The sequence below is a fragment of the Burkholderia cenocepacia genome (genome assembly GCF_900446215.1).
Lineage (GTDB): Bacteria > Pseudomonadota > Gammaproteobacteria > Burkholderiales > Burkholderiaceae > Burkholderia > Burkholderia cenocepacia.
Genome location: NZ_UAQZ01000007.1, coordinates 392,145 through 415,166, shown reverse-complemented (window position 1 = coordinate 415,166; position 23,022 = coordinate 392,145). Strand labels below are relative to the sequence as shown.

Here is a 23,022-nt window from a genome sequence, read left to right as displayed (position 1 = left end):
CCAGCAGGCGATTTTTCGATCGAGGGGCTTTTCCTATCGATTCCGGGCACGGCGGCCCGTATTGTTCACGTCACTGTTCGGATTCGGCCGGGCGGAATTCCGCGTCCGCGCCGGCGGGCGGCGCCCCGTCGGGCGGCCGTCCGGCGCGGGCGAACGTCGCGTACCACGCATCGGTCTCGATCAGTTGCGCGTGCGTGCCGGTCGCCCGCACGCGGCCCGCGTCGAGCACGACGATCGTGTCGGCGGCCGCCGCGAGCGCCGGCTGGTGCGTGACGACGATGCGCGTGCGCTGCCCGCGCAGCGCGACGAGACTGTCGCGCACGCGCCGCGCGCTCAGTTCGTCGAGGCTCGCGGTCGGCTCGTCGAACATCAGCACCGGCGCCCGCGCGAGCAGCGCACGCGCCAGGCACGCCCGCTGGCGCTGCCCGCCCGACAGCAACTGCCCGCCCGGCCCCACGTCGGTGTCGAGACCGTCCGGCAGGCGCTCGGCGTCGCGCAGCAGGCCGACCGCGTCCAGCGCGGCGCGCAGCTCGGCATCGGTCGCGTCCGGTCGCCCCATCCGCACGTTCCACGCGAGGCTGCCGCGAAACAGCCCGTTGTCCTGGAACACGAGGTTGCGCGTCGCGGCGAGCATCGCCTCGCTCAGGTGCCGCACGTCGGCGCGGCCGAGCAGCACGCGCCCGGCGCACGGATCGTCGAGCCGCGCGAGCAGGCCGAGCAGCGTGCTCTTGCCCGCGCCCGTGGGGCCGACGATCGCGACGAAGCCGCCCGCCGGACAGTGCAGGTCGATCCCGTCGAGCAGCGTCGCGCCGCCGGCCGACCGATAGCCGACGCGCAGCGCGTCGACGCTCGCGTCATGTACCGGCGTGCCGCGCTCGGGGCTGTCGAAGCGCGGCGCGTGCAGCACCGCGAGCACCGTGTCGAGCGCGCGCCAGCCGCCGCGCAGCGCCTGATCGAGCTGCGTGAGTTGCGCGAGCGGCTCGATGAAGCGCACGAGCAGCACGAGCACCGCGACGGCCGTCGCCGCGTCGAGTCGGCCAGCCGCGACGGCCCACGCGCCGCCGATCAGCATCGCGACGAACACGCCCTGCACCGCGGCCGCGAATCCGAGCTCGAGCGGCAGCGAGCGCCGCATCAGCGCCCGCGTGCGGCGATGCTGTTCGTCGAACGCGCGCTGCAACACCGCGCGTGCTTCGCCGTCCCGGCCCGCGAAGCGCAGCAGCCCCTGATGCGCGGCGAAGGTCTGAAGCTGCACGGCCATCTCGCGATCGCCCGCGGCGCGCGCCTGTTCGAACCCGAGCGTGCGGGCGCCGCCGCGCTGCAGCAGCGCGAACAGCAGCACGGCCGCCGCCGCGAGGCACAGCGCGATGCGCCAGTCGATCCATGCAAGGCCCGCGACCACCGCGAGCGGCGTGACGACCGCGCCGATCAACGGCCCGAGCAGGTGCGCGGGAATCCCCATCGCCTGCATCACCGGCCCGCGCAGCAACCCGGCCGGATGACTGTCGCGCACGGTCTGCCACGACGCGATGCGCGGCAGGTGTTGCACGAGGCGTTCGACGAGGCCCACGGCCAGCGCACCGCCCGCGCGATAGCCGCCGCGTTGCGCGACGTACAGCACGAGCGCATGGCCCAGCGTCAGCGCGCCGAGCACGATCGTCCAGTGCAGCGCGGCCGTATGCGCGCCGGCGAACCATGCGCGGATCAACGGCACGAGCAGCAGCCCGCACGCGCCGTCGAGCAACGCGGCGGCCACCGCCCAGCCCAGCCCGCGCCACAGCGCGCGGCGCGTGTCGCGCGGCAGGCACTGCAAACGTTTGAGCGATTTCGTCATCATGCGGCCTCCCCGCCTGCGGCGCCGCGTTCGCGCCAGAGCCGCGCATACAGCCCACCCGCGGCCAGCAGCGCCGCATGCGTGCCACGTTCGACGATGCGGCCGCGTTCCATCACGAGAATCTGGTCCGCGTGCCGGATCGCGTCGAGATCGTGGCTGACGATCACACGGGTACGCGTGTCGGCGCGCAGCGCGTTGCGCAACGCGCGCCCGGTTTGCGGATCGAGCGCCGACGCCGGTTCGTCGAGCAGCAGCAACGGCGCACGCGACAGCAGCGCACGCGCGATCGACAGCCGCTGCAGTTCGCCGCCGGACAGGCGCACGTCGCGCCCGCATACGCAGTCGTAACCGCCCGGCAATGCGTCGATGCGTGCGTCGAGACACGCCGCGCGCGCGGCGGCGCGAATCGAGTCGCGATCGGCGTCGGGCCGATAAAGCGCGATGTTCGCGGCAATCGACACGTCGAGCGCGCTCGCCTGCTGGAACACCATCGCGATCTGTTCGCGGCGCGTCTGCGAACTGACCAATCGCAGATCGGCGCCGCCGAGCCGCACCGTGCCGCGATCCGGGTCCATGAAGCGCGCGAGCAGCATCAGCAGCGTGCTCTTGCCCGCGCCGGACGGCCCGACGATCGCGGTGGTCGCGCCGGCCACGAGCGTCGCGTCGATGTCGCGCAGGATCGGCTCGCCGTCGATGTCGACCTGCACGCCGCGCAGTTCGATCGACGCATCGCACGGCGCCTGTGCCGCGCCGTCGGCGGGTTCCTGCAGGCCGGGCTGCGCAAGCAACGCATCGAGCCGCGCGGCGGCCGCGCGCGCGTCGCGCAGCGCATCGGCGCCATGACCGAGCGCACGCACCGGCGCCGCGACCGCCCAGATCAGCAGCGCGAACGCGCACAGCGTGCCGACCGGCAACTGTCCGGCCGTCAGCCACGTCGCGCCGAACACGACCCACGCGAGCAGCAACGGCGTGCCGAGCAGCACCTGCGTGCACGCGCCGAGGTCGCCGATGCGGCCGACCCACGCCGAGAACGCCCGCCAGAACTGCCCGCTCGACGCGAGCGCGGCCGCCTCGATGCCGGCGCCCGGATACTGCCGCACCAGCGCCGGGTTCTGCGCGAGCTGCGCGTAGTCGCCCATCAACCGTTCGAGCGCCGCGTTGCGTGCGGCGAAGGCCGGCGCGAAGCGTGCCGAGCGCATCCAGCGGAACAGCGCCGCGCCGGCGACGAGCGGCACGAGCGCGAACGCGAGCAGCGCGGGATTCAGGTAAAGCAGGCACGCGAGCGCCGCGCACGGCACGACCACGAGCTGCGTGAGATCGGCCGGCGCATGCGCGACGAGCTGGTGCAGCGCGCGCACGTCCTGGTCGACGTGGCGCGCGACGCGGTCGCTGCCCGCGCGCGCGAACCAGCCGAGCGGCAAACGCTGCAGATGATCGGCGAGGCGCTTGCGCAGGCGGTCGCCGAGATCGGCGTCGACGCGGTGCGTCAGGTGCAGCGCGACCGTCTGGCCGGCCAGCCAGAACGCACCGGCCGCCACGGCCGCGACGAGCCAGCCGCGCGCCGCCGTGTCGAGCTGCGCGCTCGCGCGCCATGCGTCGGCGAGATGCGCGAGCGCGAGCCACGGCACGAGCGACGCGATGCCGGCCAGCGCCTGCAACGCCACCGCCGCGACGAGCGGCACCGCGAACGGTCGCAACATCGAAAGCAACGGCCCCTTCATGCAGCACGCTCCAGCAGCATGCCGAGCGTCGCGGCGCGCGCATCGCCCGGCGGCTGCGCCGGAAAACCGAGTTGCGCGGTCAACTGCTGCCACACGCGCGCCACGTCGATGCTGCGCTGGTTGCACGCGTGCAGCCCTTCGCCGGACACGAGGCGATCGACGGCGCGCACGGCCGCCTGCGGCCAGCTGCGCGCATGAATCTCGCCCCACGTGTCCTGCGCGTCGTCGCAGATCTGGATGCTCGGCAGGTCGTCGCCGGCCGGCTCGCCGAAGATCGGGAACAGGCCGTCCTCGTCCTGCGCCGGCTCGCGCAGCGCGGGCGCCCACCACAGCGGGCCGTGCGGCGACGCGAGCGTCCACGTGCCGGCGTCGGTCGTCAGCGTGATGCCGAACAGCATGCTCATCCGGCCGTCGTCGGCCGCCGCCATCTCGTTGTGCACGCGCAGCGACACCGGCGTTTCGGCGAGCACCATCGCGCATTCGCGCATCGACGACAACGCCGGCCCGATCGGTTCGACCGACCACGGCCCGACGCCCTGCAACGCGGCCGCGAGCACGTCGAGCGCCGCGTAGCTCGCCTGCACCGAGCACACCACGTCCGCATGCACCGGCGCGCTCGTCTCGCGCAGCCGCCGCGCGACCGCGATGAAACGCGCGACGACCGGCAGGTTCGGATAGAAGCTGTTGAGCAGGCAACGGCGGCCCTGGCGCGACGCGGTACGCAGCACGCCGGCCCATTCGTCGGGCAGCAGCGGATGCTCGATCACGACGTCGATCCCGCGTTCGAGCAGCCGGCAGGCCAGCGCGGCGCCCTCCGCGCCGCGGGCTGCGCCGCCGACGGCGACGCACGCGATGCGCACGTCGTCCGGCAACGCGTCGACGCGGTCGAACACCGGCGCCCCGACGCGCGCGGCCAATGCGGCCGTGCGCGCGCTGCCCTGGCCGAGGATGCCGGCGACGTGATACGAACCGGACGCCGCGAGGCCCGCCGCATAGAACTGACCGAAACGGGAGCCGGCCACGACGACCGGCAGCGGATGGACCTTCATCATGCCTCCTTCAGGCGGGTGTCGACGAACGCGGCGTTCAGGCAGTCGAAATGACCGCCGGGGATATCGACGGCCGTGATGCCGCCGAGCGCCTGCGCCGTCCAGTAGTCGGTGAGCGCCGCGCGCTGCTGCGGAATCAGCGGATTGCAGCGCTCCGGCACGAACAGCCGCAGCGCGCCCGCATACGGCGCATCGCCGGCCCAGTGGCACGCCTGCACCGAATGCATGAAGAGCCGGTAGAGCCGCTCGCGCTCGTCGAGCAGCGGATGCGCGACCGCGTCCTGCATCGACAGCCCGGCCGCCGCGCGCAACACGCGGCCGAGCAGCACGTCGAGCGGCTCGCAGCGATCGCCGAAGATCTCGAGCTGCGCCTGCAGGCTGCCCGGCGCGAGCCGCGTGGGGTCGGCCTTCAATGCGTCGGCGAGCGCGTCGGCCAGCACGTACGTTTCCGGAAACCCGAGTGCGTCGAGCGGCAGCCCGAGCGTCGCCGCGAAGTTGAACAGCACGAGCCGTTCATCCTCGATCAGGTACGGAATCCGGTAGCTCGACACGATGTCGAGCGTGCGCACCGTGACGCCCAACTGCACCAGCGACTTCGCCATTTCGAGCGCGACCAGCCCGCCCGAGCAATAGCCGAGCACGTCGACCTCGCGCACGCCGCTGCGCCACAGCGCATCCGCGTAACGCCGGCCCAGCGTCGCGTTCAGGTGACGCGCCGGCAGGTCGAGATAGTCCTGCGCGTCGCGCACCGCGAAGCCGAGCACCGGGCCGAGCCGCGCGAGCGCGGGAAGCACCGGACGATACGCATGCACGGTGCCGAGCCCTTCGTGCACGATCACGCGCGGCACGCCGTCGCCGGGCGCGAGCGGAATCGGCCGCACGCCGGTGCGCACGCGCGGCGCCGGCGCATGGACGACCGCCGACCCATGCGCCATGCGCGACGCGGCGGGCGCGGCCGTCGGCGTCGCGCTCGCCGGCTGTTCGCCCGCGTCGCGCAGGCATTGCGCGAACGCGGCGGGCGTCGGCTGCGCGAGCACCCAGCGCAACAGCCGGTCGAACGGATGCGCGTGCGCGAGCGGTTCCTCGCCGCGCAGCCGCGACACGAGTTGCGCGATCAGCAGCGAATCGCCGCCCGCGGCGAAGAAGTCCTGGTCCGGCGAGACGTTGCGCGTATCGAGCACGGTCTCCCACAAGCCGATCAGCCGCGCCAGCAACGGATCGGCTGCCGGTGCGGGCACCGCTCGCACCACGGCCGGCGCCGGCTCGCGGATATCGGCGATGCCGGCCAGCGTACGGCGGTCGATCTTGCCGTTGGCGGTCACCGGCAAACGTTCGAGCACGCGCAGTTGCGACGGCACCATGTAGCCCGGCACGCGCTCGGCCACGAACGCCAGCAGCGTATCCGGCGCGATGCGCGCCGCGCCGCGCTTCACGTGGGCGAGCAGGATGTCGTAGCCGAGCGCGGCGAGCGGCGTGTCGGGCGCGACGCACCCGAGCGCGCGATCGCCCGCTTCCGCCTGCAGCCAGTCGAGCCACTGCGCATGCGGCACGAACAACCGCGCCGATGCGGCCCGCGCATCGTCAGGCGTCTCCATCATCAGCCCCTGGCTGATGCTGATTTCCGGATGCTCGGCCGTCAGCTCCTGGATCACCCACCACGCGTCGGGCGCCGACAGTGCGCGCAAGCCGGCAATCAGCGCGACCGTGTCGCGCGCATTGTTCAGCGCGCCGGAGCTGATCGTCATGTCGACCGAATGCGGCGCAATGCCCTGCGCGTCGCACGCCGCATTCATGTCGAAACGCACGAAGCGCATCCACGGATACGCAGCGAAACGCTCGCGCGCGGCCGCGAGGAAATAGCTCGACACGTCGCTGAACAGGTAATCGATGCGCGTCCCGGCTTCCACCAGCGGCGCGAGCGCCTCGACGATCGCCCGCGTCGCGGCGGCCGTGCCCGCGCCGATTTCGAGGATGCGCCACGCGCGCCGCGGTTCGCGTGCGACGACGGCGTGCACGGCCTGCGCCATCCCGCGATGCAGCGCGCGGGCGTGTTCGCCGTCGCTGTACATCGCTTCGGCGATATGCGAAGCCCCTTCCGGGAACATCAGGCCGGCCGGCGATACGCGGCCGTCGATCTGCGCGTCGAGGCATCCGGCACTGGCGCGGAAGTAATCGACGAGGACGGCCGGCCACAGCGCGGGCGATGCGTGCTGCGCGAATGCGTCCCAGCATGCACGCGCGTCGACGACGCTGGCATCGGGCCGCCTGCGCCAGCCGTCGTCCGCGTCCGCGTCCAGCACGCCATGTGTGACCAGCATCGCGAGCCAGTGGCGCAGCAGATGTCGTCGCGCCGCCGGCACACGCAGCCGCTCGCACAGCGTCGCGAAACCGGTCACGCCATCGGTCGTCAAGCCGCCGGCCGGCACGATCCACGCGGCGAGCGACGCCACGCACGCTGCGTCGAGCTGCGCGACCGAACGCGACACGTCCGCCTGCGCGGGCCAGCGCGCGGCGTCGAACGCCGTACGCACGTGCGTCGCGATCTCGTGCAGCGCGTCGTCCTGCGCCGGCGGGGGCGCTTCCGCGCCCTGCAGCGACACGAAGCTCGCAAGCCGGCGCTCCGCGCCCTCGCCGAGCACGATCGTGGCCGCCGCGCCGACGAGCGGATGCGCGGTCAGCGCCGCATCGATCTCGGCGAGCTCGATCCGGTAGCCGCGAATCTTCACCTGATCGTCCTGCCGCCCGAGGAATTCGAGCGAGCCGTCGGCGCGCACGCGCCCGAGATCGCCGGTGCGATAAAGCCTGCGCCCGTCCGGATGACGAATGAAACGCTCGTCTGTCCGCACGGGATCGTTCGCGTAGCCCGTCGCAAGCCCGACGCCGCCGATATGGATCTCGCCGCGCACGCCCGGCGGGCACGGCCGGCCGAGTGCGTCGAGCACTTCCATCGTCTGCCCGGTCAGCGCGCGGCCGTACGGAATGCTCGCGAGCTGCGTATCTTCCGGACGGATCGGATGTTCGATCGACCAGATCGACGCTTCGGTCGCGCCGCCGAGGCTGAACAGCGCGCTGTCGGGCCAGCGACGCCACCAGCGGGCCGGCAGCGTCACCGGAATCCAGTCGCCCGACCACAGCACGCGGCGCGGGCCCGGCACGTCGAGCGCCGGTTCGCCTTCGAGGTAGTCGATCAGCATCTGCCCCTGTGCGGGCACCGAATTCCACAGCGTCACGCGATGGCGCGCCATCAGTTCGGCCCAGTGCGACGGATCGTTGCCGCGCGCCGGATCGGGCAGCACGATGCACGCGCCGCGCGCGGTCGCCCCGAAAAAATCGTAGACGGACAGGTCGAAGCTCAGTTCGGCCAGGCCCAGCACCACGTCGCCCGCGCCGACCGCATGCCGCGCGCTGATGTCGGCGAGCGTGTTGCACACCGCCGCGTGGCTCAGCATCACGCCCTTCGGCTCGCCGGTGGAGCCCGACGTATAGATCACGTAAGCCAATGCATCGGGAGCGATGTCGCATGCGGCGCGCGGCGGCCATTGCGGATCGATCGGCACCGCATCGATATCGATGCGCACGCAACCGTCATGGTCGAATGCGAGCGCCTGCACGCTGACGACCGCGCGTACCCGTGCATTGCGCAGAATGGCCTGCTGCCGCAGCGCCGGCTGGCGGCTGTCGACCGGCACGTACGCGCGCCCGCCTGGACGATCGCGAGCACGGCCGCGAGCTGGTGCGCGCACTTCGGCATCAGTACCGCGACGGTATCGCCCACGCCGACGCCCGCCTGTTCGAGCGCGGTACGCAGCGCCGCCGCCTGTTGCGCGACCTCGCGGTACGTGCGCGGCCCCCGTGCATCGATCACGACCGGCGCATCGGGCGTGCGCAGCGCCTGCGCGGCGAAACCGGCCGCGATATGCGTATCGGCATCCGGATGCACGTCGGCGACGGGCGCCGCGGACGGCAGCACGATGTCACCCTCACGCGACCACCATGCGGCATCGTCGGCCAGACGACCCAGCAGCGCGACATACGCGTCGAACATCGCGGCCGGCATGCCGTCCGGAAACAGGTCGTCGCGCACGTCCCAGCCGATTTCCAGCCCGCCGAACTGGTCGGTCACCTGGCAGTCGAGCCACACCTGCGGCGTCTGGCTGATCATGGTGCGCGGCGGCGCGGCGCGCGCCGCGTGCCCTGCGTGCTCGCCGAGCAGGCGCTCGACACTGCCGATCCCGCTCGTGAACACCACCGGCATCAGCGCCGCATCCTTGCCGCGCCGCCGTGCGAGTTCGCGCATCACGTCGACGCCGGTGAACGCGCGATGGTCGAGATCGTCGAACATCCGCGCGCCGATCGTGCGGGCACGCTCGACGAAATCGCGCCCGTGCGTCGCGTCGACGGCGAGCAGGCTCAGCGCGGTGAAATCGCCGAGCACCGCATCGATGCGCGGATGCACGGGCGGACGGTTCAGCACCGTCAGGTTCAGGCAGAACGCCGGCGTCTGGCTCCAGCGGCCGACGACCTCGGCGAACGCGGCCAGCGCGACGCTCGCCGCGCTCAGCCCGAAACGGCTCGCCTGGCCGCTCAGCGCGGCCCATTGCGCGCGATCGAGCCGCGCATGCCGATGCGTGAAGCGCGGCCGCCCGTCGGTGCGCCTCGCGGGCACGACCGGCAGATCGGGACGCGCGGGCAACTCGTCGAGTCGAGCGAGCCACCATGCCTTGTCGCGCGCATGGTCCGCACGCGTGCCGGCCTGCGCTTCATGCAGCACATAGTCGCGAAACGTCGCGTCGAGCGGCGCGGGCTGCCATTGCGGATCGTCGTAACGGCGCCGCCATTCGGCGAGCAGCAATTGCAGGCTCGCGTAGTCGATCAGCGTGAAATCCACGGACAGGTGCAGCACCGCCGCCTCCTGGCCGAGGCTCACTTCCGGCTGCAGCACCGGCCAGCGGTCGAGCGCATGCACCGCATGGTCGAGGCGTTCGCGCACGCGGTTCAGGTGCGCGTCGAAGGCGTTCGCGTCGGCCTCGCGCAGGTCGTGCACGGTGAGCGGCTGCCACGGCACGTCGGGCAGCACGCGTTGCCATGCGTTGTCCTCGACGATCGCGCGCAGCATCGGATGGCGCGCGACGCACGCGTTCCACGCGGCTTCGAAGCGCACGCAGTCGAGATCCTGCGGTTCGTCGTATTCGACGTACAGGTGGCATGCGCTGCCGCCGAACTCGAACGATTCGTGGCGACCGAGCACATACGCGGCCTGCACCGGCGTCAGCGCGAACCGTTCGTGCCGGTGCGCCGGATCGTCGCGCCATGCGCCGTTCCGAAGGAAGCGGACGAACGCATCGCGTTCAGCCTTGATGCGCGCGGCGAGATCCGCATCGAGCGCGCCGGCCGGCGCGCGATAGCGCAACTGGCCGCCGTCGTCGCACCACAGTTCGATCCGCCGTTCGCGGCAGAGGTCGAGCACGTCGTCGAAACTCACAGCACGCCCTCCTCGATCGTCGCGACCGCTGCGTCGCCGTCGGCCGGCGCCGCCGGCGTCAGTTCGTCGAGCTGCGCCGCGAGACCGGCGAGCGTCGGCTGCCGGTAGAACGCGGCCATCCCGATCCGCACGCCGAGCTGCTCGCGCAGTTGCGCGAGCAGGCGCGTCGCGAGCAGGCTGTCGCCGCCGAGCGCGAAGAACGTCGCGTCGCGCGCGTTCGCCGCGCGGCCGAGCGCCTGTTCCCAGCAGGCGAGCAATATCGCGTGCCGCTCGCCGGCCGGCACGAATGCGTCGTGCGCGGCCGGCGCGTCGCCGAGTGCGCGCGCGAGCGCCTCCCCGACTGTCCGGCGATCGATCTTGCCGTTCGCGTTGAGCGGCCAGCGCGGCACGCACCACAGCGCATCGGGACGCATCGCGTCGGGCAAGCGGTCGCGCAACCAGTCGGCCAGCGCCGCCTGCGCGATCGGCTCGCCGACCCGGCGCGCGTCGAGGCAGGCGAACGCCGTCGAGCGCCAGCTGCGCGCATCGAGCGCAAAGCCGCACGCGTGGGCGGCCGCCGCGAGCGCGTCGTCGGCGAACGGCCGCGGCGGCGACGTATCGCCCGCGACGCTCGCGACGAGTTCACGCAGCGGCGAATCGCGCAGCACGTCGGCGAGCAGCAGGCGGCCGTCCCGCGCGAGCAGCGCGGCCGCGATCCGGAACGTGTCGCGCGGATCGTCGCGCAGGTGCGCGGCCGCGAAACTGATCACGCAGTCGAATGCGCCGAGATGACGTGCGGGCAGCAAGCCGTCCTGCATCGTCTGCAATGCGGGCAGCGTTCGCGTGAAGCGTGCCTGCGCGTTGTGCAGCAGGCCCGGCGACACGTCGAACAGCGTGACGTCGAAGCGCGGATCGTCGAGCACGCCGAGCCCCGCATCGAGCGCCTGGCCCGCGCGCGCATCGAGCACCGCGACGCGCAGCGCACCCGTGTGCGCCGCGGCCTGCGCGTCCAGCGCGACGGCGAACTCGCGCAGCGCACGAACGCCGTCCGGCAAGCGCGTCGCGAACGCGAGCGGCGCCACGCACGGGTCCAGCGGCACGCGTTGCGCGGCGGTCTCCGGATCGGCGGCGAGCGCGCGCAGCGCGGCCGTCAGAGCGTCGAGATCGGTTGCCTGCCAGGCGAGCCGGTCGAGCGCGTCGTCGATCGGGATCGATGCGGCGTCCTTTGCGCGCCAGTGCGCGAGCGGCGGCGGCGGCAGGCCCGCGTCGCCGTCGAGCAGCCGGGCGGCGACGGCGTGCGCGACGGCCGTTTCCGCCGGCATCGTGTCGACCATGTCGACTGCCGCGAGCAACGATGGCGCGGTGTCCGCCGCCGCGCAGTCGGCCGGCACGAATGCCGCGACGATGCGCGCGGCCTCGCCGTGGACGACGCTCGCACATGCGCCGTCGATCAACGGATGCGCGGCGAGCGCCGCCTCGATCTCGCCGAGTTCGATCCGGTGCCCGCGCACCTTCACCTGTCGATCCTCGCGGCCGAGGAATTCGAGCGTCCCGTCCGGCCAGTAGCGGCCGCGGTCGCCGGTGCGATACCAGCGGCCCGACGCGTGCTGCACGAAACGCTGCGCGGTCAGCTCGGGATCGCTCCGGTAGCCGCGCGCGAGACTGTCGCCACCGATCAGCAATTCGCCCGGCACGTAATCGGGCACATCGCGTCCGTCGCCATCGACGACGCGATACGCCTGCCCCGGCAACGGCCGGCCGTACGGAATCGAACGCCAGTGCGGCGGCACGTCGCGCACCGTCTGCACGTTCGACCAGATGCCGGCCTCGGTCGCGCCGCCGAGCGCGTGGAACGCACAGGCGTCGCCGCAGCGCTCGCGCAGGCGCGCCGGCAGGTCGAGCGCGATCCAGTCGCCGGACAGCAGCGCCGCGCGCACGCTGCGGCACGCGTCGCGCGCCGCCGGCACGGCCAGCGCCATTTCCAGCAGCGCGGGCGCCGAGTTCCACAGCGTCACGCGGTGCTGCGCGATCAGTTCGATCCAGCGTGCCGCATCGCGCGCTTCGTCCTGCGTCGGCAGCACGAGCTGCGCACCGGCGCCCAGCGCGCCGAACAGGTCGTACACCGACAGATCGAAATCGAGCGCCGACACCGCCAGCAGCCGGTCGTCCGCGCGCACGCCGAGCAGCGCATCGATCGCATCGATCGTGTTGACGGCCGCCGCGTGCGTCATCTCGACGCCCTTCGGCACGCCCGTCGAACCGGACGTATAGATCACGTAAGCCGTCGCCCGCGGCGCGACCTCGAGCGGCGCGGCCAGCGGCACATGCCGCAGCAGCGCGGCGATGCCGACATGCGGCAGCGGCCCGTCCGCGCAGGCGGTGTCGACGATCGCGGCCTTCACGCCCGCCGCGCGCTCGATCAGCGCCTTGCGCGCGACCGGCTGCGCGATGTCGAGCGGCACGTAGCACGCGCCGGCCGCCAGCACGCCGAATACGGCCGCGACCTGCTCGGGCCCGCGCGGCAGGCTGATCTCGACGGCATCGCCGTGCCCGATCCCGGCCGCGCGCAACCCGCCCGCGATCGCGAGCGCCTGCGCGGCCAGTTCGCCGCGCGTCACCGCGCGATCGCCGCATCGCACGGCGACGGCGGCCGGCTCGCGTGCGGCCAGCGCGAAGAAATCGTGATGCAGCGTGCGTGCACGGCCGGGGGCCGGCAACGCGTTGAGCGCATCGCGCACGCGCCGCTGCGCGGACGGCAACTCGACCGCGATCGGCAGCCGCCAGTCGCGATCGCACAGCGCCTGCACGAACGCGACATACGCGCCGAACATCGCGTCGATCATCCCGTCCGGGAACAGGCCGTCGACGCTGTCCCACGCAAGCAGCGCGCCGCCCGGCACGCGATAGAGCTGATGATCGAGCCATACCTGCGGCGTCTGCGAAATCATGTCGTGCAGATCGCCGAACACCTGCGCGAACGCAGCGGGCACGAACGGCTCGTCGCCGAGATTGCACGAGAACACGACCGGCGCCGCGCGCGGCGTGCCCTGCCGACGCGCATCGCGCAGCACGTCGAGCGCCGGATACGCGGCCTGCGCGATCGCACCGTGCAGCCGCTGCTGGAACGCGCGCACCGTGTCGGCCGCGCTAGCATCGGCGTGCACGTCGCATTCGACGAGCAACAGCGTCGTGAAATCGGCGATCACGCGGCCCAGATCGGGCGCATCGCCGTGCCGGTCGAACAGCGGCACGTTGAGCAGGAACGCCTGCCGGCCGCTCCAGCGCGCGAGCACCGCCGCGAATGCCGCACCGAACACCGACGACAACGTGACGCCATGCTGCGCGGCCCGCGCCTGCAGGCGCGTCAACTCGTCCGTGCTCAGCGTATGCGCGACGCGGCTGAAACGCGGCGCACGGATCGTTTCCGGCGCACGGGCGAGCGGCAGCGCCGGCCCTTCCGGCAGCGTCGCGAGCCGCGCCTGCCATGCGTCGCGCGCCGCGGCCCGCGCATCGCGCGTATCGGCCGCGCGACGCGCGAGCCAGGCCGGGAACCACGTCGACGGCGCAGCCGGCAGCGCCGACGGCTCGGCATAGGCGACGCCGATCTCCTGCATCAGCAGCCGCACGCTGTCCACGTCGGCCGCGAGCAGGTCGACGCTCAGCCACACGCGATCCTCGCCGCCGGGCATCTGCACCAGCCCCATCATGAACACTTGCGCGTGCTCGACGTCGAGACATTCGTGCGAGTGGAATGCGCGCAGCGACGCCCATTCGGCTTCCGCTTCGGCCGCCGTCCGGTCGCGCCAGTCCGCGTGCGCGAACACCGGCGCGTCCGGCGCCGCGACGATCTGCTGGCGGCCGCCGTCGAAGCGCGCGCGCAGCATCGGATGACGCTCGCGCACGCGCCGGCACGCGGTGTCCAGCCGAACCGGATCGATCGCGCGGCTGCGGAATTCGAGAAACGCGTGGCAACTCACGTTGCCGAGCACCTCGCCGTCGCCGCGGCCGAGCCAGTACGCCTGCTGCACCGCGGACAACTCGAACGGCGCGTGCACGTCGACGGCTTCGGCCGCGACGACGGCTTCCGCCCGCGCGATACGCGGCGCAGTCGCGAGCAACGCGGTCCACGCGCCGAGCGTCGGCGTACGCGCGAGCGCGTCGAACGTCAGCGCATGACCGAGCCGGTTCAAGCGCGTCTGCAGATACATCAACCGGATCGAATCGAGGCCGCAGCTCAGCAGGTCCTCGTCATCGTCGAGCGACGCGATCTCGTCGACGGCTTCGTCGAGCAGCTCGGCGATCAGCGCAACGAGCCGCGCGCGACAGTCAGTGGGAGAACAACAGGAAGGATCGGAATGGTCGGTAGTGGAATCGACAACGGTCTGGCTCATGGGCACGCCTTGTATGGGTCGTTCGACGGCGGGTCCGCGCGGCGGCGGCCACCTGTGAATGAGAATCTATCTCATTAACACCCATGAGCCCGGTCGATTCCTTTAGGCGGCCGGTCAGTTGTTTTAGATCGCCGCGCCCGTCAATTCCTCGGGATCCATTGCGTTGGGCGACACGCGAATATCGCTCGGCGAAATGCCGTAGCGCTTGCGGAACGCAATCGAAAAATGCGCGGGGCTGTAGCCGACGCGGTACGCGACGGTCGACACGTTCGCATCCTCCGCGCACAGCATCGCGTGCGCGGTCCGCAGCCGGTATTCCTGCAGATACGCGTACACGCTCGTGCCGAACACCTTGCGGAAGCCGGCCGTCAGCTTGCGCGAATTCATCCCGACGCGGCCCGCGAGCGCATCGAGCGTCGGCGGGTGCTGGAGCTCGCGCGTCAGGATGTCGCTCGCCGCATACACGCGCTCGACATCCGACGACGTGACCCGCACGTCGGCCGGCGCGGACTGCCGCTGCGTGGCCAGCAACTGCGCGCTCAGCGCGGTCAGCTCGAACGCCTTCGCCTTCAGGTAGTACTCGCGCACCGCACCCTCGAACGGGCAGGTGGCGATCTGCACGGCGAGCGCCTGCAGCGCCTTCGACGCCGGGCAACTGACGATGCGCGGATCGCCGCCCGTCGGCGCGAGCATCTTCTCCGGCAGCAGGCTCAGGTTGCGGTCGAGCGCGTCGAGGCCGAGCTGCACGATCGTGTAGCGCAGCGGCACGTCGCGGTCGTAGATCTGGTGGGTCGTGAATTCGCCGTCGTTGGCGATCACGCACAGGCCCGGCCCCTTGATGCATTGCTCGGGCTGGCCCGGCACGCGGCAGCGCAACTGCCCGCTCTGCACGAGGACGAGCTTCAGCCCTTTTTCGAGCGGCTCCTCGTACCAGTCACGGCTATCCGAGCACAGCGTGCCGCTCATGAGTTTCATGCCCGTGTCGATGTGCACCACACCCGGATGATTGCCGGGCACGAGCACCGGCGGGTGACGTCGTGACGAAGCGAAGGAGGTCGATCTCATCGGAGGTCCGTTGGTTAGGCGGCACGCGCGGACCGGCGCGCGCCGGCGGCAACCGGCCGATTGTCCGGCCGGGCCGGGCGGGTGCCGCGCGACCGGCGCCCGATCGAACGAAATTGCCGCGATATCGAAAGAAACGGCGCTATCGCAGCACCTGTTACAAATGATAATACCTCTCATTTACATTTTCTGACAACTTGCCGGAACCCAAGGTCAGCGCATGCAATCCTCCCCTTCCTCCCTGGCGGCGGCCGTGCCGGCCGACGCGCCCGACTGGCCCGACGACTTCGCGCGCCGCTATCGTGACGCCGGCTACTGGCAGGACACGACGTTCTTCGACGCGCTCGATGCCTGCGCGCAGCGCCATCCCGACGCGCTCGCCGTCGTCGACGGCGCGCTGCGGCTGTGCTATCGCGATCTGCTCGCGCGCATTCGCCGCCTCGCGGGCGGCCTCGCGCGCCTCGGCCTGGTACGCGGCGACGCGGTCGTCGTCCAGTTGCCGAACGGCGCGCGCTTCATCGAGACGTGCTTCGCGCTGTTCCAGCTCGGCGTGCGGCCGGTGCTCGCGCTGCCCGCGCACCGTCACTACGAGATCGGCGCGTTCTGCCGCTTCGCCGGCGCGCGCGCTTATCTCGGCGCGTCGCAGCTCGGCGATTTCGACTGCCGGCCGCTCGCGGCCGCCTTGCAGGCCGAGTGCCCAACGCTCGAGCACATCGTGATGGCCGGCGACGACCACGCATTCACGTCGTTCGACGCGCTGTACGACGCGGCGCCCGTGCTCGACTGCGCGGCGCGCGCCGACGATATCGCGTGCTTCCAGTTGTCAGGCGGCACGACCGGCACGCCGAAGCTGATTCCGCGCCGCCATCGCGAATACCTGTACAACGTGCGCGCGTGCAGCGCCGCGAGCGGGTTCGATGTCGACACCGTCTATCTGGCCGCGCTGCCGATGGCGCACAACTTCACGCTGTGCTGCCCCGGCACGATCGGCGCATTGCTCGCGGGCGGCCGGGTGGTGACGACCGCGCGGCCCGAGCCCGACCAGAGCTTCGCGCTGATTGCGCAGGAACGTGTCACGCATACCGCGCTCGTGCCGCCGCTCGCGCTGCTGTGGCTCGACGAGCAGCCGCAACGGCAGGCCGACCTGTCGAGCCTGCGCGTGCTGCAGGTCGGCGGCGCGCGGCTGATGGACCACGCGGCCGAACGCGTGACGCCCGTGCTCGGCTGCCGGTTGCAGCAGGTGTTCGGCATGGCCGAAGGGCTGATCTGCTGCACGCGGCTCGACGACGCGCCCGAACGGATCGCGCACACGCAGGGCCGCCCGGTCTCGGACGGCGACGAAGTGCGCATCGTCGACGCAACCGGCGCACCGGTCGCGCCCGGCGAGATCGGCGAACTGCAGGTACGCGGCCCGTACACGATCCGCGGCTACTACCGGCTCGCGGCGCACGACGCGACGGCATTCACGGCCGATGGCTTCTATCGCAGCGGCGACCGCGTGCGGCGCACCGCGGACGGCGACCTGGTCGTCGAAGGCCGCGACAAGGACCAGATCAACCGCGGCGGCGAGAAAGTCTCGGCCGAGGAAGTGGAAAACCTGCTGCTCGCGCATCCGCAGGTGCACGACGCGGCGGTCGTCGCGATGCCCGATCCGATGCTCGGCGAACGGACCTGCGCGTTCGTCGTCGCGCGCGCGCCTGCCCCGTCCCGACTCGTGCTGAAACGCTACCTGCGCGACTGCGGGCTCGCGGCGTTCAAGATCCCCGACCGCATCGAATTCATGCCGCGCTTTCCCGAAACCGGCATCGGCAAGACCAGCAAGAAATCGCTGCGCGACCTGTTGCGCCGCCAGTTGCAGGCGGCCGCATGAGCGCGCACCCGACCGATTCGAACTGGATTCGCGAGTTACGGCTGTCGCCGTGCCCGCGTGCGCAGCTCGTCTGCTTCCCGCACGCGGGCGGCACCGCGAATTTCTTTCGCGGCTGGAGCCGTGCGCTGCCGTGGGACGTCGATCTGCTCGCGCTGCAGTATCCGGGCCGCGAGGAACGCTTCGGCGAGCCGTGCCTGCCCTCGATCGAAGCGCTCGCCGGCCCCGCCGCCGACGCGCTGCAACGCTATGCGCACGCGCCGCTCGTGCTGTTCGGGCACAGCCTCGGCGCGGCGCTCGCGTACGAGGTCGCGGTACGGCTCGAGGCGCGCGGCGCCGCGCCGCTTTACGTGGCGGTGTCCGCACTGCCGCCGCCGCATCGCCAGCGCGCATCGGATCTGCACCTGCAATCCGACGACGCGCTCGTCGGCGACGTCGCCCGGCTGTCCGGCGATCACGCCGCGCTGCTCGCCGATCCGGAAATGCGCGCGATCTACCTGCCGATGATCCGCCACGACTACCGCGCGATCGAAACGTATCGGCGCGAGCGGCCGCCGCGCATCGATGCGCCGCTCGGCGTGATGCTGCCGCTCGCCGATACCGAGCTCGACAGCGACGAGGCGCATGCGTGGCAGGACGTCGCGGCGCGCCCGATCCGCGTCGAGACGTTCAACGGCGACCACTTCTACCTGCGACACCAATACCCGGCGGTGATCGCACATCTGGTCGAACGGATCGACCAATCCCTTCGTTACGGAAAGGAGTACACATGAAAACACCGGACGCCTGCACGGGGCTGCCCGACATTCGCGAAGCCATCGATCGTCTGGACGCCGACATCATCGACGCGCTCGGCCGGCGCATGCAGTACGTGAAAGCCGCGTCGCGCTTCAAGCCGGACGAAGCGAGCATCGCCGCGCCGGAACGGGTGGCCGCGATGCTGCCCGACCGGCGCCGCTGGGCCGAGCAGGCCGGCCTCGACGCCGACTACGTCGAGACGCTGTTCGCCCAGCTCATCGCGTGGTACATCGCGCAGCAAACGCAATACTGGCGACAACAGCGGGGGCTCGCATGAACGCCGGCCTTCCGCTGCTGCACGACACGTTCGCGCGTGCGGCCCGCCGCGCCGCCGCCACCGGCACGCCGACGCTCGCGTCGGTCTCGGTGCCGCTGCGCCCGCTCGACTTCTGCGACCTGATCGCCGCGTGGGACGACGGCGCGACGCCGTGGTGCTTCCACGAAGCCGGCGATGCGTCCGTCACGCTCTACGGCTGGGACTGCGCGGCCGAACTGAGCGCCACCGGGGACACGCGCTTTGCGCAGATCGATGCGCGTTGGCGCGCCCTCGTGCGCGACGCGGTCACGGCAGGCCCGCAGCCGCCGCGGCTGGTCGGCGGCTTCCGGTTCGATGCGCAAGGCCCGCGCAGCGCGCACTGGGCATCGTTTCCCGATGCGAGCATGATGCTGGCGAAGCTGCTGATCGTGCGCGAAGGCGATGCGCACTGGGCCGTCTGCCAGCAGGTCGTCGCCGCTCACGACGATCCGGCCGCGCTCGCGCATGCGTGCCTCGCGCGGATCGAGTCGCTCGGCGCGCTTGCGCCGGCCGCGGAAGACGACGCGCCGCAACTGCTGCACACGCAGGCGCTGCAGGCCAGCGAATGGCAGCACGAAGTCCGCCGTGCGGTGGATGCGATCCACGACGGCGCGTTCGGCAAGGTCGTGCTCGCCCGCGACGTGCTCGAACAGTACGCACGGCCCGTCGCGATCGCGCCGCTGCTGCGCCGGTTGCGACGGCGCGACGCGCATGCGCACCTGTTCGCGGTCCGTCGCGACGGGGCGTGCTTCGTCGGCGCGACGCCGGAACGGCTCGCGCGTGTCGCGGCCGGCGACGTGCGCACGCATGCGCTGGCCGGTACGATCCGGCGCGGCGCCACGCCCGACGACGATCGCGCACTCGGCGCCGCGCTCATGGCGTCCGCGAAGGAACGGCTCGAGCATGCGCTCGTCGTCGACGCCATCCGTGCCGCGCTCGCGCCGCTGTCGCGTGAGCTCGACGTGCCCGATCAACCGTCGCTGCACCGCTTGCCGAAGCTTCAGCACCTGAGCACGCCGATTCGCGCGACGCTGAATGCGGAGGCGACGCTGTTGCAGGTCGTCGCGGCGCTGCACCCGACGCCGGCGGTCGCCGGCCATCCGCGCGCGCCGGCGCTCGACCATATCCGTGCACACGAAGGCTTCGATCGCGGCTGGTATGCGGCGCCGATCGGCTGGATCGACGCGCACGGCAACGGCGATTTCATCGTCGCGCTGCGTTCGGCGCTGATCGCGGGCGGCGCGTGCCGGCTGTTCGCGGGCTGCGGCATCGTCGCCGATTCCGAGCCGGTCAACGAATATCAGGAAACCGAACTTAAGCTGTCCGGCATGCGGGCGGCGATCCGCGTGCGCGAGGCGGCGGCGGAGCGTCCGGGCCGCACGCAGGCGTCGGCTTCGTCGATGGTCGACTGATCGCGTCGACGATCAAAGCAATGGCAGCGTTTGCCGGATATGCTCGGCGAATGCTGCCGTCAGATGCGACGGCCGCTTCCGGTCGAACCTCAGCGTAATGCCCACCGCCGGCAACGGCGGCAAGCGCGGATCGCCGTGGACGATCGCGAGGTCGGCCGGCACGGCCGTCTGCGTCATCACCGCGAACGCCTGCCCCGAGCGCACCAGCGCGATCAGCCCGGCAAGACTGCTGCTCGCATACGCGACGCGGTAGTCGCGGCCGGCGCGATTCAACGCGTCGCAGGCCGCGAGGTGATCGAGCGTGTCGCGATCGGACAGCGCGAGCGGCAACGGATCGAAATGCGCGGGTTCGAGCCCCGGATAACCGATCCAGACCAGCGGCTCGCGGCGAATGACGTCGTCGGTCGCGCCGTCGTCCGGCACGGAAATCATCGCCAGATCGACCGCGCGCTTCTCCAGGTGTTCGACGAGCCGCGGCGTCGGCCCGCAGACGACTTCGACGATCGCCTGCGGATGCTGGCTCGAAAACTGCCGCAGCAGCGACGGCAGCCACACTTCGGCGTAATCATCGGGGCACCCGAACCGGATCGTCCCCGACAGCCCCGTGCCGCACAGGTCGGCCATCGCCTCGTCGTGCAGCCGCAGGATGCGCTGCGCGTGCACGAGCAGCCGCTCACCCGGATGCGTCAGCACGACGCCACGGCCGGTGCGCTGGAACAACGGCTGGTCGACCGCTTCCTCGAGCCGCTTCATCTGCTGGCTGAGCGCGGATTGCGTGCGGCCGACGCGCGCGGCCGCGCGGCTCAGCGCGCGCACCTCGGCGATCACGACGAACGAGCGCAGCAGGTCGATGTCGAGCGAAAGCGCCAAGGTATTAGCTCCTTTTCTACCTTGCATTAGGACTATTCGTTTCCATCAAACCAGACCCGCGCCTAGACTGCAAGCGATCCCTGCCCTTTTGCCGGAGCCGCCCGATGTCCCTGAACGACGATGCAACCTTCTGGCGCAACGCCAGGCAGCACCTGGTCCGCTACGGCGGCACGTTCGAACCGGTGATCATCGAGCGCGCGAAAGGCAGCTTCGTCTACGACGCCGATGGCCGCGCGATCCTCGATTTCACGTCGGGCCAGATGAGCGCGGTGCTCGGCCACAGCCATCCGGAGATCGTCTCCGTGATCGGCGAATACGCGGGCAAGCTCGACCATCTGTTCAGCGGGATGCTGTCGCGGCCGGTCGTCGACCTCGCGACGCGCCTCGCCGACCTCACGCCCGCCGGCCTCGACCGCGCGCTGCTGCTCAGCACCGGCGCGGAATCGAACGAGGCGGCGATCCGGATGGCGAAGCTCGTCACCGGCAAGTACGAGATCGTCGGCTTCGCGCAGTCGTGGCACGGGATGACGGGCGCCGCCGCGTCGGCCACGTACAGCGCCGGCCGCAAGGGCGTCGGCCCCGCGTCGGTCGGCTCGTTCGCGATTCCGGCGCCGTTCGCGTACCGGCCGCGCTTCGAGCGCAACGGTGCGTACGATCCGCTCGCCGAACTCGACTACGCGTTCGACCTGATCGACCGCCAGTCGAGCGGCAACCTCGCCGCGTTCATCGCGGAGCCGATCCTCAGTTCGGGCGGGATCATCGAATTGCCGGAAGGCTATATGGCCGCGCTCAAGCGCAAGTGCGAGGAACGCGGGATGCTGCTGATCCTCGACGAGGCGCAGACGGGCGTCGGCCGCACCGGCACGATGTTCGCGTGCCAGCGCGACGGCGTGACGCCCGACATCCTGACGCTGTCGAAGACGCTCGGCGCCGGGCTGCCGCTCGCGGCGATGGTCACGTCCGCGGCCATCGAGGAGCGCGCGCACGCGCTCGGTTACCTGTTCTACACGACGCACGTATCCGACCCGCTGCCGGCGGCGGTCGGCCTGCGCGTGCTCGACGTCGTACAGCGCGACGGTCTCGTCGCGCGCGCCAACACGATGGGCGAGCGGCTGCGGCGCGGCCTGCTCGACCTGATGGAGCGCTTCGACTGCATCGGCGACGTACGCGGGCGCGGGCTGCTGCTCGGCGTCGAGATCGTCAAGGATCGCCGCACCAGGGAGCCGGCGGACGGGCTCGGCGCGAAGATCACGCGCGAGTGCATGAAGCTCGGGCTCAGCATGAACATCGTGCAATTGCCCGGCATGGGCGGCGTGTTCCGGATCGCGCCGCCGCTGACCGTCAGCGACGAAGAGATCGACCTCGGCCTGTCGCTGCTGGAGCAGGCGATCACGCGCGTGCTGTAACGCTCCCCCCCACCTCACGCGCGCCGTCGCGCCGGCTCAACCTGCCGGTGCGACGGACTCCCGATCGATCACGCCGCTTGCGCCGCCCATGCTTCGGCGTCGGCGCCGGCCGGCAGCCGCAGCGGGCTCGACGGATCGGTCGCCGCGCGCCACACGGCTTCGGCAACATCCTGCGCATGGGTGATCGGCCCCGATGCATCGAGCATCCGCGCGACGGCCTGGCCGACGAATTCCGCATACGCTTCGTGGTCGAAGCCGTGCATGTTGGCCCGCGCGTTGTCCGCGAAACGCGTGTCGGGCGCGCGGCCCGGCAGCACCAGATGCGCGCGCACGCCGAACGGCTCGAGTTCGACCGCCATCGATTCGGTGAACGCATTCACCGCCGCCTTGCTCGCGCGGTACGCGCTGACGAGCGGCAATGCCTTCAGCGTGACGCTCGACGTGACGTTCACGACCACGCCGGCGCCGCGCGCGCGAAACTGCGGCAGCACCGCCTGCGTCATCGCGATCGTGCCGATCGTGTTGGTGTCGAACAGCGCGCGCACCGTGTCGAGCGGCGTGAGCTCGGCCGGGGCGGCCGCACCAAAGCCCGCGTTGTTGACGAGCACGTCGATCGGGCCGGCGGCCTCGATCGCGGTGCGAATGCTGTCCGCGTTCGTCACGTCGAGCGGCAGCACGCGCAAGCGCTCCGACGGCGGCAGCACGTCGTCGCCCGGCTTGCGCATCGTCGCGACGACCCGCCAGTCGCGGGCCAGGAAATGGCGCGCGATTTCGAGGCCGAAGCCGGAAGAACAGCCGGTAATCAATACGGTCTTCATGCAAACTCCTGGGGTGTGTTGAGCATGTGTCCGTACGA

At 71.5% G+C, this 23,022-nt stretch carries 12 protein-coding genes and 1 pseudogene; 5 read left to right on the top strand and 8 right to left on the bottom strand.

Going from position 1 to position 23,022, the window contains the following annotated elements; translation table 11 throughout:
* Positions 1 to 70 precede the first annotated feature (70 nt).
* The 6 genes and pseudogenes from DTA15_RS15825 to DTA15_RS15800 form a co-directional block, all read right to left on the bottom strand.
* Positions 71 to 1,834, bottom strand: a complete 1,764-nt coding sequence (locus DTA15_RS15825; protein ID WP_034178268.1) for an ABC transporter ATP-binding protein — start codon at positions 1,832 to 1,834, stop codon at positions 71 to 73.
* The gene (locus DTA15_RS15820) at positions 1,834 to 3,555 is read right to left on the bottom strand and encodes an ABC transporter ATP-binding protein (protein WP_006483270.1); all 1,722 of its coding nucleotides are present in this window, start codon (positions 3,553 to 3,555) and stop codon (positions 1,834 to 1,836) included. The genes DTA15_RS15825 and DTA15_RS15820 overlap by 1 nt, the downstream gene beginning before the upstream one ends.
* Entirely contained in the window at positions 3,552 to 4,604 is a 1,053-nt protein-coding gene (locus DTA15_RS15815) for a Gfo/Idh/MocA family oxidoreductase (protein ID WP_006493253.1), read from the bottom strand. The genes DTA15_RS15820 and DTA15_RS15815 overlap by 4 nt, the downstream gene beginning before the upstream one ends.
* Positions 4,604 to 10,086, bottom strand: a pseudogene (locus DTA15_RS15810) (non-ribosomal peptide synthetase). Before DTA15_RS15810 ends, DTA15_RS15815 begins: the two are co-directional and overlap by 1 nt.
* Positions 10,083 to 14,456 (bottom strand): non-ribosomal peptide synthetase, encoded by a 4,374-nt coding sequence (locus DTA15_RS15805; protein WP_012493508.1) that lies wholly within the window; start codon positions 14,454 to 14,456, stop codon positions 10,083 to 10,085. Before DTA15_RS15805 ends, DTA15_RS15810 begins: the two are co-directional and overlap by 4 nt.
* Before the next feature lie 123 nt (positions 14,457 to 14,579).
* On the bottom strand, positions 14,580 to 15,521 hold the full coding sequence (locus tag DTA15_RS15800; protein ID WP_043033097.1) for a helix-turn-helix transcriptional regulator: 942 nt from the start codon (positions 15,519 to 15,521) through the stop codon (positions 14,580 to 14,582).
* Positions 15,522 to 15,738: 217 nt separating this feature from the next.
* On the opposite strand from DTA15_RS15800, the gene DTA15_RS15795 reads away from it, so the two are divergent.
* From DTA15_RS15795 to DTA15_RS15780, 4 genes are read left to right on the top strand one after another with little or no spacing between them, the layout of a single operon-like run.
* The gene (locus DTA15_RS15795) at positions 15,739 to 17,388 is read left to right on the top strand and encodes a (2,3-dihydroxybenzoyl)adenylate synthase (RefSeq protein WP_012493510.1); all 1,650 of its coding nucleotides are present in this window, start codon (positions 15,739 to 15,741) and stop codon (positions 17,386 to 17,388) included.
* Positions 17,385 to 18,158: a thioesterase II family protein gene (locus DTA15_RS15790; protein ID WP_006484733.1), complete on the top strand. Its 774-nt coding sequence runs from the start codon at positions 17,385 to 17,387 to the stop codon at positions 18,156 to 18,158. The genes DTA15_RS15795 and DTA15_RS15790 overlap by 4 nt, the downstream gene beginning before the upstream one ends.
* The gene (locus tag DTA15_RS15785; protein WP_006484772.1) at positions 18,155 to 18,460 is read left to right on the top strand and encodes an isochorismate lyase; all 306 of its coding nucleotides are present in this window, start codon (positions 18,155 to 18,157) and stop codon (positions 18,458 to 18,460) included. Before DTA15_RS15790 ends, DTA15_RS15785 begins: the two co-directional genes overlap by 4 nt.
* A complete protein-coding gene (locus DTA15_RS15780; protein WP_006484730.1) occupies positions 18,457 to 19,890 on the top strand; it encodes an isochorismate synthase in 1,434 nt (477 codons plus the stop codon). The genes DTA15_RS15785 and DTA15_RS15780 overlap by 4 nt, the downstream gene beginning before the upstream one ends.
* Before the next feature lie 12 nt (positions 19,891 to 19,902).
* Here DTA15_RS15780 and DTA15_RS15775 read toward each other — a convergent pair whose 3' ends face one another.
* Entirely contained in the window at positions 19,903 to 20,787 is an 885-nt protein-coding gene (locus DTA15_RS15775) for a LysR family transcriptional regulator (RefSeq protein ID WP_012493511.1), read from the bottom strand.
* 77 nt (positions 20,788 to 20,864) lie between these two features.
* Between DTA15_RS15775 and DTA15_RS15770 the strand changes: the two genes are divergently transcribed.
* Positions 20,865 to 22,166 (top strand): aspartate aminotransferase family protein, encoded by a 1,302-nt coding sequence (locus DTA15_RS15770; RefSeq protein ID WP_006484775.1) that lies wholly within the window; start codon positions 20,865 to 20,867, stop codon positions 22,164 to 22,166.
* Between the two features lie 68 nt (positions 22,167 to 22,234).
* Here the strand turns inward: DTA15_RS15770 and DTA15_RS15765 are convergent, their stop codons facing one another.
* Complete coding sequence (locus DTA15_RS15765) at positions 22,235 to 22,984, bottom strand: SDR family oxidoreductase (protein WP_006484718.1); 750 nt, start codon at positions 22,982 to 22,984, stop codon at positions 22,235 to 22,237.
* Positions 22,985 to 23,022: the final 38 nt, after the last annotated feature.